This window comes from Pseudomonas putida NBRC 14164 (assembly GCF_000412675.1).
Taxonomy (GTDB): Bacteria; Pseudomonadota; Gammaproteobacteria; order Pseudomonadales; family Pseudomonadaceae; genus Aquipseudomonas; species Aquipseudomonas putida.
On record NC_021505.1, the window covers coordinates 4,962,299 to 4,975,291 of the forward strand.

Here is a 12,993-nt window from a genome sequence, read left to right on the forward strand (position 1 = left end):
TAGCTCAGTGAGGCTGTGTCTTTTGTGTTGTTTGCAGTCAAGGATCTAGATCCATCCGCCCCACTGCAAGATGAAAATGCCGATATTGGTGGTGATTGCCGCCATTAGCGTAGTAATGACGATGATCGACGCAGCCAGCTCATGGTTGCCGTTGGCTGCTCGCGCCATGACGTAACTGGCTGCTGCGGTAGGGCTGCCGATGTACAGGAACAGGATGCCCAGTTCGGCCCCGCGAAAGCCACACAGCCAGGCGCCGAGGGTGCCGGCCAGCGGTAGCCAGACCATCTTCACCAGGCTGGCGTCGATGGCCAGCCTGCCGCTGTCGCGCAATGCCGTCAGCGACAGGGTGCCGCCAATACACATCAAGGCCAACGGCAGGGTCATCTGCGCCAGGTAATCCCCCGAAGTCAGCAGCCAGTTGGGTAGCGGCACCTGGCCGTAAGCCATGGGTGTCGCGACCAGCACACTGATGATCAGCGGGTTGCTGAAGATGCTCTTGCAGATGCTCCACGGGTCGGACTTCAGGTCCGGGCTGTACACCGCCAGCACTACGGCCGACAGCGAGTTGTACATGAGGATGACCAGGCCGGCGAGCACCGCCCCCAGCGAAATACCGTAGTCGCCGTACAGGCTGGCAGCCAGGGCCAGGCCGATCACGCCGTTGTTGCCACGGAACGCGCCCTGGGTATAGATGCCCCGGTCGGCCAGCGGGCTGCGCCAGATGGCCATGCCCCAGGCGACGGCGAAGCCAACCAGGGTGGCGGCGATGAAGTAGAGGATGACGCCAGGCTTTACCGCTGCTGCCAGGTCGGCGTGGTAGATACCGAGGAACAGCAGCGCCGGCATGCAGACGTTGAACACCAACTGCGAGGCGACACGGTTGAAATTGTCGTCGATCAGGTGGATGCGCTTGAGCAGCACGCCCATGAACAGCATGGCGAAGACAGGTGCCGTGATGTTCAGCGTCTGGATGAGAAGGGCGAGCATGCGCAAGCGATCCTGGAGAGGGTTGCCGTTAGGTGGCTAATGATACGCCAACGGCCGCTAGTTGCGGGGATCAGGTGCGATAAAGAGACGTTTCCGACAGTGCTGCCCTATCGCCGGCAAGCCAGCTCCCACAGGTATTGCATCTATACCGGAACCTGCGGGGTGCCTGTGGGAGCTGGCTTGCCGGCGATGAGGCCGGTACAGGCGAAAGGGATCAGCGCCGGACCGGGCGCTTCTGCAGCTTGCGCTGCAAGGTCCGCCGGTGCATGCCCAGCGCCCGTGCGGTGGCCGAAATGTTGCCCTCGTGCTCGTTCAGCACGCGCTGGATGTGTTCCCACTGCAGGCGGTCGACCGACATGGGGTTTTCCGGCACAAGGGTATCCAGGTCGGTGTGCTCCGACAGCAGCGCTGCCAGCACATCATCGGCGTCGGCCGGCTTGCACAGGTAGTTGCAGGCGCCGCGCTTGACCGCTTCCACCGCAGTGGCAATGCTCGAGTAGCCGGTCAGGATCACCACGCGCATTTCCGGGTCCAGCTCCAGCAGCTTGGGCAGCAGCACGAGGCCGGAATCACCGTCCATCTTCAGGTCCAGCGTGGCGTAGTCCGGCAAGTCCTGCTGCGCCAGGATCAGCCCTTCTTCGGCAGAACTGGCGGTGCTCACGCGGAAACCGCGACGGCTCATTGCCCGAGCCATGACCCGGGTGAAGGTGGCATCGTCATCCACCAACAGCAGGTGCGGCAGCTCTTCGCTTTCGACCTGGTTTTCTTCGCTCATCATTCATCTCCTCGCTTGCCATAGGGCAGGCGCAATTCGGTCAGGGTGCCACCCTGTTCATGACTATAGAGTTTTACCGAACCGCCCGCACGGGTCACGCTGGCCTTGCTCAAGAACAGGCCCAGGCCGAAGCCTTTGCCTTTGGTGGTAATGAAGGGTTTGCCGATGGCTTCGGCAATGGCCGGCGGCACGCCAGGGCCATGGTCGCGGATGCTGATGACGATGTCCTGGGCATCCCAGTCCAGGTGCACCTCCAGGTCATCGGGGCAGGCATCGGCGGCATTGTTCAACAGGTTCAGCAACGCCTGGGTCAGGTCTGGCGGTGGTGTCAGCCGCGGCACCTTGCCATCGCGCAGGCGCTGGAAGCGGTAGCTGGCTTCGGGGCGCATCAGGTGCCAACGGTTCAGCGCCTCGTCCAGCCACGCCGTCACATCCTGCTCCACGATCGCCAGGCGGCGGTTGGCTTCGGCAGCGCGCACCAGCTGTTGCAAGGTCTCTTTGCACAGCTTTACCTGGTCCTGGAGGATCTGAAGGTCTTCCTGCAGCAGCGGGTCGGTATGGTCCTGGCGCATTTCGTTGATCAGCACGCTCATGGTCGCCAGCGGCGTGCCCAGCTCATGGGCGGCACCGGCGGCCTGGGTGGCCACGGCCAGCAATTGCTCGTCACGCAGGCTTTCTTCACGCCGTTCGGAGCGCAGCTGCTCCTGGCGGCGCAGCTCTTCGGCCATGCGCGCGGCAAAGAAGGTAATCACCGCCGCAGCCAGGGCAATGCTCAGCCACATGCCGTAGACCTGCATCTTGTCCCGCGCCATGGGCAGGCCTTCAAGCGGGTAGAACTGCACCAGCAGCAGGCTGTAGGCGGTCAGGGCGATACCCGAAAGAATCAGCGAATACAGCCACGGCAAGGTCACCGCGGCAATCGCCAGCGGTACCAGGTAATACGACACGAACGGGTTGGTCGAGCCGCCGGAGTAGTACAGCAAGGCACTGTGGATCAGCAGGTCGCAGGCCAGCTGCAGGGCGTACTCCATTTCGGTGACTGGCAGCGACAGGCGCAAGCGCAGCGCCGTAAAGGCACACAGCAGCGAGGACAACGCCAAGGTGCCAGCCAGCGACAGCCAGGGCAACGGCAGCAATTCGGTCCAGTAGGCGACGCCCACGGAGCCGGCCTGGGCAGCCAGGACCAGGACCCGAATGACGGTCAGGCGCCACAGGTTCTGGCGGGTAGCGGACAGCGGTTGTACGGCAGCGAGCATGAGCTCTCCTGATGAGTGCTCCAGAAAATCGGCTGGAGTATACCGAAGCCGGGCGCCTCACTGCAGCGATGCGGCAAAGCGCCACACTTTGTCACAGGTTGATGATGGCACTTTTGAACCCACTACACTGTTGCCGGTCTGATGGGCCATGCGTGGAATGGATGACCAGACCCCACGCCTTTTATTGCCAAGGAGTACCACATGCAAATCCCACGTCGCGGCGCCGCCCTGATCCTGTCTTGCGGCTTGCTCGCCAGCCTGCCGGCGCTGGCTGCCGATGAGCCACGTTACAACCAGGTATCGCTGCGTGCCGAAGTGAGCAAGGAAGTGCCGCGCGACCTGATGGTCGTGACCCTGTACAGCGAAGCGCAGAACACCGACCCGGGCAAGCTCGCCAAGCAGATCACCGAAACCATGAACAAGGCCGTGCAGCAGTCGCGCCAGGTCAAGGACGTGAAGATCAGCCAGGGCAGCCGCAACAGCTACCCGGTGTATGACAGCAAGGGCCAGAAGATTACCGGCTGGCGCGAGCGTGCCGAGCTGCGCCTGGAAAGCGACAACTTCCCGGCCTTGTCCCAGCTTACCGCCGACCTGCTGCAAGAGCTGAAAATGGGCGGCATGGACTTCTCCATCGCCCCGGCCACGCGCAAGGCAAGCGAGGATGCACTGCTCAAGGACGCGGTCGATGCCTTCAAGGCACGCGCGCAACTGGCCACCGAAGCGCTGGGCGGCAAGGGCTATAAAGTGGTCAACCTGAACCTCAACAGCAGCGGTTACCCGCGCCCGTACCTGCGCAGTGCGCCGATGGCAATGAAAGCCATGGGGGCTGATGAAGCCGCGCCAGCGCCGGACATTGAGGCGGGTACCAGCGAAGTGAGCATGAATGCCGATGGCCTGATCGAAGTGCAGATGCCCTGACAGCCACAAGCTTCAAGCGGCAAGTTTCAAGTTGACGGTGAACCCGGTCTGCTTTGTCTTGTTGCTTGAAGCCTGCCGCTTGAATCTGCTTTTCAGACGTTTCCTACGCACCACCCAGGTGCATCCTACACATACCCCCGCCTCGAAATATCCCGCAAAATGCCATCATTTTGCCTGCGCAAACGTTTAACTTCGTCGAAAGTTATACCGATGCGACATCCATGTACGGTCGTACCACTTTTCCGGCGCCAACTATCCTTCTACCTGTTGCATTGGGAACACCCCCTGCATAAGTATCCTCAGGTCGGCTCACGAGGCCACCTCATCCAAAAAATGACAACAATGAGGCCACCATGCTCAAACACGCAGTCATTCCGTTCCTGCTTGGCGCAGGCTTACTCACCGGTGCACCGTCGGCCCTGGCCGCGTCCAACCTGGTGTTCTGCTCCGAAGGCAGCCCGGCCGGTTTCGATCCGGGGCAGTACACCACCGGGACCGACTTCGACGCCTCGGCAGAGACCGTGTTCAACCGCCTGACCCAGTTTGAACGGGGCGGCACTGCGGTCATCCCGGGCCTGGCGACCAAATGGGAAGTGTCCGACGACGGCAAGACCTACACCTTCCACCTGCGCGAAGGGGTCAAGTTCCATACCACCGACTACTTCAAGCCCAGCCGCCCCTTCAACGCCGACGACGTGCTGTTCACCTTCAACCGCATGCTCGACAAGGACAACCCGTTCCGTAAGGCCTACCCCACCGAGTTCCCGTACTTCACCGACATGGGCATGGACAAGAACATCGCCAAGGTGGAGAAACTCGACGAGCAGACGGTGAAGTTCACCCTCAACGAAGTCGACGCAGCGTTCATCCAGAATCTGGCCATGAGCTTTGCTTCCATCCAGTCGGCCGAATACGCCGACCAGTTGCTCAAGAATGGCAAGGCTGCCGACATCAACCAGAAACCGATCGGCACCGGCCCGTTCGTGTTCAGCAAGTACCAGAAGGACGCGCAGATCCGCTTCAAGGGCAACAAGGACTACTGGAAGCCCGATGACGTGAAGATCGATAACCTGATCTTCGCCATCACCACCGATGCCTCGGTGCGCATGCAGAAGCTGAAGAAGAACGAGTGCCAGGTCACCCTGTTCCCGCGCCCGGCCGACATCGAGCCGCTAAAGGCCGACAAGAATCTGCAAATGCCGCAGCAAGCCGGGTTCAACCTCGGCTATATCGCCTACAACGTGATGGACAAGATCAAGGGCAGCAATGAGCCCAACCCCATGGCCCAGCTGAAAGTGCGCCAAGCGCTGGACATGGCCGTGGACAAGAAGAAGATCATCGAGTCGGTCTACCAGGGTGCCGGCCAGTTGGCAGTCAATGGCATGCCGCCAACGCAATGGTCCTATGACGACAGCATCAAGGACGCCGCCTTCGACCCCGAAAAAGCCAAACAACTGCTGAAGGAAGCCGGCATCAAGGAAGGCACCGAGATCACCCTGTGGGCCATGCCCGTACAAAGGCCGTACAACCCCAACGCCAAGCTGATGGCCGAAATGCTGCAATCCGACTGGGCCAGGATCGGCATCAAGGCAAAGATCGTCAGCTATGAATGGGGCGAGTACATCAAACGCTCCAAGGGTGGCGAACAGGGCGCCATGCTGATTGGCTGGAGCGGCGACAACGGTGACCCGGACAACTGGCTGGGCACGCTCTACGGCTGCGATGCCGTCGACGGCAACAACTTCTCCAAGTGGTGCTACAAGCCCTACGACGACCTGATCAAGCAGGCCAAGGCCACCGCCGACCAGGCCAAGCGCACCGAGCTGTACCAAAAGGCGCAGCACATCCTCAAGGAGCAGGTGCCGATCACCCCGATCGCCCACTCCACCGTGTACCAGCCCATGAGCGCCAAAGTGAAGGACTTCAAGATCAGCCCGTTTGCGCTGAACTCCTTCTATGGCGTCAGCGTGGACAAATAGGCTGACTGAGGCACCCGCTGAATCGCGGGTGCCCTCCCCCCCACCTCTTCATGTCGTCCTGCGGCCATACGCTGCGGGGTCGGCGAACTGTTGCCGCCATTCGTACCCGGAGGCGGCGCGAACAGATGAAAAAGGATTTGCCATGCGCCACGTTACCCGCCTTTCCGCGCTGCTGGCCCTGGGCCTGGTCAGCCAATCCCCGGTCCTGCTGGCCAACAACCTGGTGTTCTGCTCTGAAGGTAGCCCAGCCGGTTTCGACACCGCACAGTACACCAGCGCCACCGACAACGACGCCGCCGAACCGATCTACAACCGCCTGGTCGAGTTCGAGCGCGGCGGTACTGCCGTGCACCCTGCCCTGGCGACCCGCTGGGAAGTCTCCGACGATGGCTTGCGCTACACCTTCCACCTGCGTGAAGGGGTGAAGTTCCACAGCAACAAGGCCTTCAAACCTGGCCGTGACTTCAATGCCGACGACGTGCTGTTCACTTTCAACCGCATGCTCGACAAGGGCCACCCGTTCCGCCAGGCCTACCCCACCGAGTTCCCTTACTTCATCAGCATGGGCCTGGACAAGAACATCGCCCACGTCGAGAAAATCGACCCACTCACCGTGGTATTCACCCTGAACACGGTCGATGCCGCGTTCATCCAGAACCTGGCCATGAGCTTCGCTTCCATCCTCTCCGCCGAATACGCCGAACACCTGATGGCCAGCGCAAGGCCGAGCGACATCAACCAGCAGCCCATTGGCACCGGGCCGTTCGTGTTCCAGCGTTACCAGAAGGATTCGCAGATCCGCTACAAGGGCAACAAGGATTACTGGGCACCGGATGAAGTGAAGATCGACAACCTGGTGTTCTCGATCAACATCGACCCCTCGGTACGCATCCAGAAGCTGCGCCGCAACGAATGCCAGGTCACCCTGCACCCACGCCCCGCCGACCTGCCGGCGCTCAAGGCCGACCGTTCGCTGCAGGTGCTGCAGCAACCGGGCTTCAACCTCGGCTACATCGCCTACAACACCCAGCACCCACCCTTTGACCGGCTGGAGGTGCGCCAGGCGATGGATATGGCTGTGAACAAGAAAGCCATCCTGCAGGCGGTTTATCAGGACTCCGGCCAACTGGCGGTCAACGCCATGCCACCCACCCAGTGGTCCTATGACGAAAGCCTCAAGGACGCACCCTACGACCCGGAAAAGGCCAGGCAGCTGCTTCTGCAGGCGGGCGTCAAACCGGGCACCGAAGTCACCCTGTGGGCCATGCCGGTGCAACGCCCGTACAACCCCAACGCCAAGCTGATGGCCGAAATGCTCCAGGCCGACTGGAACAAGCTTGGTTTCAAGGTGCGCATCGTCAGTTACGAATGGGGCGAGTACCTCAAGCGCATGAAAAGCGGCGAACACGACATCGCTTTGATTGGCTGGACCGGCGACAACGGCGACCCGGACAACTGGCTGGGCACCCTCTACAGCTGCGATGCCATCGGCAGCAACAACTACTCGCTGTGGTGCGACCCGCAGTACGACAGCCTGGTCAAGCAGGCCAAGCAGGTCACCGACCAGGCGCAGCGCAGCGCCCTGTACCAGCAGGCCCAGCAGCGGCTCAAGCAGCAGGTGCCGATTACCCCGGTGGCGCACTCCACCGTGAACCAGCCGCTCAGCGTCAAGGTTTCCGGGTTCAAGGTCAGCCCGTTTGGGCGCAATGATTTCTCCGGCGTGCGTGTTGACTGACTTTTAGCCTTCAAGGGCCTCTTCGCGGGTAAACCCGCTCCCACAAGTACCCCCATCAGCCAGGGCCTGCACAGGTCCCTGTGGGAGCGGGTTTACCCGCGAAAAGGCCGGTACAGGTAGCCCAACGCCCCCGATTTAGCCCGGCGACCCCGGGCAACCCTGGCAACACCGCAACAACCATCCGGCCCACAAGGCCGGCAATGACTAGAAAAAATGGGAGCTTCAACCTTGAGAGTATTCACCCTGACCGCACTGGCCTTATCCATCAGTGCCTTTTCCACCGTGGCCCAGGCCGATCCGCAAAGCCAGGCCTTCATCCCGCTCACCCTCAAAGCCAGCAGCGAGCAGGCGCAAGCCAGCGGCTTCATCGACGGCCAGAGCCTGTCCGGCACCACCCGCAACTGGTACGCCCGTGAACGCGCCGCACGCGCGCCGCTGTGGCGCTACTACAAGAGCGACGGCACCCGCCACCCCACCCACAGCCGGGAAAACTGGCTGCAAGGCACCATCCTCAACTACAGCTCCGGTTTCACCCAAGGCACCGTGGGCATCGCCGTCGAGGCCGCAGCCTACAATGCCATTGCCCTGCAACAGAACCGCCAGGCCGTCGCCGGCCCCAACAACCGCACCCTTACCCACAGCGATGGCGATCCCATCGGCCAGTGGAGCAAGCTGGGCCTGGGCAATATCAAGGCGCGTGTGTCCAACACCACCCTTACCCTCGGTCGCCAGTCGGTAGACACGCCGATGATCGCCTACATCGGCAACCGCGCCTTGCCATCGAGCTTCCAGGGCGCGTTCCTGCACAGCGCCGAGTTCGACAACCTGAGCTTCGACCTGGGCACCTTCGACCGCGTGTCGCCACGTACCGAACAGAGCCTGAGCAAGTTCCGCAGCGAATACAGCGCCACGGGCGTGGAAACCGACCGCGCCAGCACCGCCGGCATCAACTACCAGCCGTTCAGGAGCCTGAGCACCAGCCTGTACGCCACCCAGGTCGACGACTTCTGGAACCAGTACTACTTCGGCGCCAACCACGTGCTCGGCGACAGCGCAGTGCTCAGCCTGAGCACCGGCCTGAACTACTACAAGACCGTGGATGCCGGCAGCCAGAAAATGGGCAAGATCGACAACGACACCTACAGCCTGTCGCTCGACCTTACCCACCAGGCGCACACCCTCGGTGCCTCCTGGCAGCAGGTGAACGGCAACGAGTACTTCGACTACCTGCACGAAACCAACGGCATCTACCTGGCCAACTCGCTGCTGTCGGACTTCAACGGCCCCAACGAAAAATCGCTGAAGATCTCCTACGTACTGAACATGGCGCCCTACGGCGTGCCCGGCCTGAAGTTCAACCTGTACAACGCCCGCGGCTGGGGCATCGACGGCACCCACTACCGCGGCACCGCCTACGACGTGAATGGCCTGAACGGCGAAACCCACTACGAGTGGGGCATCGGCACCAGCTACGCGGTGCAGAGCGGGCCGCTGAAAGACACCAGCGTCCGCGCCACCTACACCACCCACCGCGCCAGCAAGGCCCAGGGTGACGGCAGCCTGGACGAGTTCCGCGTGGTCACCACCATTCCATTCAACATTCTTTGACCGCTGGCGCCACGGCCCCTTCGTGACGGGCCGTGGCGGCTACGCTGGAATCAATGCAAAAGCAGGGAGTCTTCAACCCATGCAGAGAGCTTTCATCAAATCGCTACCACTACGCTTGGCCCTGGCCGCTCTGGTGCTCGGCGGCGCCACGCAGCTGGCAGCCAAACCGCTGGTGGTGTGTACCGAGGCCAGCCCGGAAGGGTTCGACGTTGTCCAGTACACCACCGCCGTCACCTTTGATGCTTCGGCCGAGACGCTCTTCAACCGCCTGGTCGACTTCAAGCCCGGCACCACTGACATCCAGCCAGCCCTGGCCGAGCGCTGGGATATCTCGCCAGACGGCCTGACCTACACCTTTCACCTGCGCCAAGGGGTGAAGTTCCACACCACCGACTACTTCAAGCCAACCCGCGACTTCAACGCCGACGACGTGTTGTGGAGCCTCAACCGCCAGCTGGACCCGAACCATCCGTGGCACGACAAGACCAGTGTCGGTTACCCGTATTTTGAAAGCATGGCCTTCAAAGAGCTGCTCAAGTCGGTGAAGAAGGCCGACGAGCGCACCGTGGTGATCACCCTTGCCCGCCCGGAAGCGCCCTTCCTGCATGACATGGCCATGGGTTTCACCTCGATCTACTCCGCCGAGTACGGCGACCAGTTGCTCAAGGCGGGTAAAACCGCTGAGCTGAACAGCAAGCCGATCGGCACCGGCGCGTTCATTTTCCAGCGCTACAACAAGGACGCGCAGGTGCGCTTCAAACCCAACCCGGACTACTTCCGCGGCAAACCGCCGGCCGACGCCCTGGTGTTCGCCATTACCACCGACAGCAACGTGCGCCTGCAAAAGCTGCGCGCCAATGAATGCCAGGTCGCCCTGTATCCCAAGCCGGATGACGTGCCATCGATCAAGACCGACCCGAAGCTCAAGGTCGCCGAAATCGAAGCTCTGGTCACCGGCTACATCGCCATGAATACCGAGCACAAATACCTCAGCGATGTACGCGTGCGCAAAGCCATCAATATGGCTTTCGACCGCCAGACCCATGTTGACCAGCTGTTTGGCAATGGCAACGCGCTGGTGGGTGTGAACCCTTACCCGCCGACCATGCCTGGCTACAACGCTGCCAACCAGAACCCGCCCCGTGACCTCGCAAAAGCACGCGCCCTGCTCAAGGAAGCTGGCGTGCCGGACGGCACGGTGATGACGCTATTCACCCGCAACGGCGGCGGTATGACCAACCCCAACCCTCGCTTATCTGCCGAAATGCTTCAGGCCGACCTGAAACAGATCGGCCTGAAGCTGGATATCCGCGTGATGGAGTGGGCCGAAATGCTGCGCCGCGCCAAGAAGGGCGAAGCCGACATGGTGTCCACCGGCTGGGCGGGCGACAACGGCGATCCAGACAACTTCCTCACCCCACTGCTTAGCTGCGACGCGGCCAAGACCGGCGAGAACTACGCCCGCTGGTGCAACTCGAAATTCCAGGAACTGATCACCCGCGCCCGCGAGGTGGTCGACAACGAGGAGCTTGCAAGGCTCTATAGCGAGGCATTGAAGGTGTACGATGACGACCAACCCTGGATCAGCATGGCCCATCCAAAGATGTTCACCGCCATGCGTGACAACGTGGAGGGCTACGTGATCAGCCCTCTGACCAACAATAACTTCGCCACCACCAAGGTGAAGTAGAACAACAACGACCGCCGGCAACCCATACGGGAACCGGCGGCACTGCCGTAGCGGGCTGATCGCCCCACGGCCTGATGAGGTAACCCCGACAATGTTGAGTTTTATTGCCCGGCGCCTTGGCCTGTTGATACCGACCTTTTTCGGCATCACCTTGCTCACCTTTGCGCTCATACGCCTGATCCCCGGGGACCCGGTGGAAGTGATGATGGGCGAGCGCAGGGTCGACCCCGAAATGCACGCCCAGGCCATGGAGCGCCTGGGCCTTAACAAGCCGCTGCCGGTCCAGTACCTGGACTACGTCGGCAAGCTCGCCCAGGGTGACCTCGGGGAATCGCTGCGCACCCGCGAAAGCGTGTGGACCGAATTCCTCACGCTGTTCCCGGCCACCCTCGAACTGGCCTTCGCCGCCCTGCTGTTCGCCGGCATCGTCGGCCTGCTGGCCGGGGTGATCGCCGCGCTCAAGCGCGGTTCACTGTTCGACCACGGGGTCATGGGCATATCCCTGGCCGGCTACTCGATGCCGATCTTCTGGTGGGGCCTGATCCTGATCATGTTCTTCTCGGTAAGCCTGGGCTGGACCCCGGTGTCCGGGCGTATCGACCTGCTTTACGACATCGAGCCGAAGACCGGCTTCATGCTCATCGATACCCTGCTCAGCGACGAAGAAGGCGCGTTCAAGGACGCGGTGATGCACCTGATACTGCCAGCCATCGTGCTCGGCACCATCCCGCTGGCGGTAATCGCCCGCATGACCCGTTCGTCGATGCTTGAAGTGCTACGCGAAGACTACATCCGCACCGCTCGCGCCAAGGGCCTTTCGCCCGCCCGGGTGGTGTTCGTGCATGGCCTGCGCAACGCCCTGATTCCGGTGCTCACGGTGTTCGGCCTGCAGGTCGGCACACTACTGGCCGGTGCGGTGCTGACCGAAACCATCTTTTCCTGGCCGGGCATCGGCAAGTGGCTGATCGAAGCCATCGGTGCCCGTGACTACCCCGTGGTCCAGAACGGCATCCTGTTGATTGCCTGCCTGGTGATCCTGGTCAACTTCGTCGTGGACATCCTCTACGGCCTGGCCAACCCACGCATCCGTCATCAGCGCTGAGGCCTTTGCCATGACTAGCCCGATTGCAAAATCCGTGTCGCCGGCCAGCCCGGTGGACCAGAGCCTGCTCTACCCCTCGCCGTACAAAGAATTCTGGCAAGCCTTTGCGCGCAACAAAGGCGCAGTGATGGGCCTGGCCTTCATGTGCCTGGTGGTGTTCTGCGCACTGTTCGCGCCATGGGTTGCCCCCCATGACCCGAGCGAGCAGTACCGCGACTTCCTGCTGACCCCGCCGGTATGGCTCGAAGGCGGGACCTGGCAGTTCATCCTCGGCACCGACGAACTGGGCCGCGACCTGCTATCGCGCTTGATCCAGGGGGCGCGGCTGTCGCTGCTGATCGGCCTGTCGTCGGTGGTGATGTCGCTGATCCCGGGCATCCTGCTGGGCCTGCTGGCCGGCTTCTTCCCGCAAATCCTCGGCCCGTCGATCATGCGCCTGATGGACGTGATGCTGGCCCTGCCCTCCCTGCTGCTGGCCGTGGCCATCGTCGCCATCCTCGGCCCAGGCCTGATCAATACGGTGATCGCCATCGCCATCGTCTCCCTGCCCTCCTACGTGCGCCTTACCCGGGCTGCGGTGATGGTCGAACTGAACCGCGACTACGTCACCGCCGCACGCCTGGCCGGCGCCGGGCTGCCACGGCTGATGTTCGTCACCGTGCTGCCCAACTGCATGGCACCGCTGATCGTGCAGGCCACCCTCAGCTTCTCCTCGGCGATCCTCGACGCTGCCGCCCTGGGCTTCCTCGGCCTGGGCGTGCAACCGCCGACCCCGGAGTGGGGCACCATGCTGGCTTCGGCCCGTGACTACATCGAGCGTGCCTGGTGGGTGGTGAGCCTGCCCGGCCTGACCATTCTGCTCAGTGTGCTGGCAATCAACCTGATGGGCGACGGCCTGCGCGATGCGCTGGACCCGAAACTCAAGAACGCCGCCTGAGGAGAA

10 protein-coding genes are annotated in these 12,993 nt (G+C 62.2%); 7 read left to right on the top strand and 3 right to left on the bottom strand.

From position 1 onward, the window contains the following. Positions 1-45: 45 nt before the first annotated feature. The 3 genes from PP4_RS22065 to PP4_RS22075 form a co-directional block, all read right to left on the bottom strand. Positions 46-987, bottom strand: coding sequence for an AEC family transporter (locus PP4_RS22065; RefSeq protein WP_016501357.1), 942 nt, complete (start codon positions 985-987; stop codon positions 46-48). 214 nt (positions 988-1,201) lie between these two features. After that, positions 1,202-1,762 (bottom strand): response regulator transcription factor, encoded by a 561-nt coding sequence (locus PP4_RS22070; protein WP_003255244.1) that lies wholly within the window; start codon positions 1,760-1,762, stop codon positions 1,202-1,204. Continuing rightward, positions 1,762-3,018, bottom strand: coding sequence for an ATP-binding protein (locus PP4_RS22075; RefSeq protein WP_016501358.1), 1,257 nt, complete (start codon positions 3,016-3,018; stop codon positions 1,762-1,764). The genes PP4_RS22070 and PP4_RS22075 overlap by 1 nt, the downstream gene beginning before the upstream one ends. Positions 3,019-3,219: 201 nt before the next feature. Here PP4_RS22075 and PP4_RS22080 point away from each other — a divergent pair, with 201 nt between their 5' ends. The 7 genes from PP4_RS22080 (at position 3,220) to PP4_RS22110 (ending at position 12,987) form a co-directional block, all read left to right on the top strand. Beyond that, on the top strand, positions 3,220-3,936 hold the full coding sequence (locus PP4_RS22080; RefSeq protein ID WP_016501359.1) for an SIMPL domain-containing protein: 717 nt from the start codon (positions 3,220-3,222) through the stop codon (positions 3,934-3,936). A 353-nt stretch (positions 3,937-4,289) separates the two neighbouring features. Continuing rightward, positions 4,290-5,915 (top strand): ABC transporter substrate-binding protein, encoded by a 1,626-nt coding sequence (locus PP4_RS22085; RefSeq protein ID WP_016501360.1) that lies wholly within the window; start codon positions 4,290-4,292, stop codon positions 5,913-5,915. Between the two features lie 142 nt (positions 5,916-6,057). Further along, the gene (locus PP4_RS22090; protein ID WP_016501361.1) at positions 6,058-7,650 is read left to right on the top strand and encodes an ABC transporter substrate-binding protein; all 1,593 of its coding nucleotides are present in this window, start codon (positions 6,058-6,060) and stop codon (positions 7,648-7,650) included. A gap of 228 nt (positions 7,651-7,878) precedes the next feature. Next, positions 7,879-9,258 carry an OprD family porin gene (locus PP4_RS22095; RefSeq protein WP_016501362.1) on the top strand — a complete coding sequence of 460 codons (1,380 nt, stop codon included), beginning with the start codon at positions 7,879-7,881 and terminating at the stop codon, positions 9,256-9,258. Positions 9,259-9,337: 79 nt separating this feature from the next. Then, a complete protein-coding gene (locus PP4_RS22100; protein WP_016501363.1) occupies positions 9,338-10,948 on the top strand; it encodes an ABC transporter substrate-binding protein in 1,611 nt (536 codons plus the stop codon). Between the two features lie 91 nt (positions 10,949-11,039). After that, positions 11,040-12,050, top strand: coding sequence for an ABC transporter permease subunit (locus PP4_RS22105; protein WP_016485006.1), 1,011 nt, complete (start codon positions 11,040-11,042; stop codon positions 12,048-12,050). Positions 12,051-12,060: 10 nt separating this feature from the next. Beyond that, on the top strand, positions 12,061-12,987 hold the full coding sequence (locus PP4_RS22110; protein WP_016501364.1) for an ABC transporter permease subunit: 927 nt from the start codon (positions 12,061-12,063) through the stop codon (positions 12,985-12,987). Positions 12,988-12,993: the final 6 nt, after the last annotated feature.

Coding starts and splice junctions, on each gene's coding strand:
- PP4_RS22075 (WP_016501358.1), bottom strand. CDS start 3,018: ATGCTCGCTGCCGTACAACCGCTGTCCGCTACCCGCCAGAACCTGTGG.
- PP4_RS22065 (WP_016501357.1), bottom strand. CDS start 987: ATGCTCGCCCTTCTCATCCAGACGCTGAACATCACGGCACCTGTCTTC.
- PP4_RS22105 (WP_016485006.1), top strand. CDS start 11,040: ATGTTGAGTTTTATTGCCCGGCGCCTTGGCCTGTTGATACCGACCTTT.
- PP4_RS22110 (WP_016501364.1), top strand. CDS start 12,061: ATGACTAGCCCGATTGCAAAATCCGTGTCGCCGGCCAGCCCGGTGGAC.
- PP4_RS22100 (WP_016501363.1), top strand. CDS start 9,338: ATGCAGAGAGCTTTCATCAAATCGCTACCACTACGCTTGGCCCTGGCC.
- PP4_RS22085 (WP_016501360.1), top strand. CDS start 4,290: ATGCTCAAACACGCAGTCATTCCGTTCCTGCTTGGCGCAGGCTTACTC.
- PP4_RS22070 (WP_003255244.1), bottom strand. CDS start 1,762: ATGAGCGAAGAAAACCAGGTCGAAAGCGAAGAGCTGCCGCACCTGCTG.
- PP4_RS22090 (WP_016501361.1), top strand. CDS start 6,058: ATGCGCCACGTTACCCGCCTTTCCGCGCTGCTGGCCCTGGGCCTGGTC.
- PP4_RS22080 (WP_016501359.1), top strand. CDS start 3,220: ATGCAAATCCCACGTCGCGGCGCCGCCCTGATCCTGTCTTGCGGCTTG.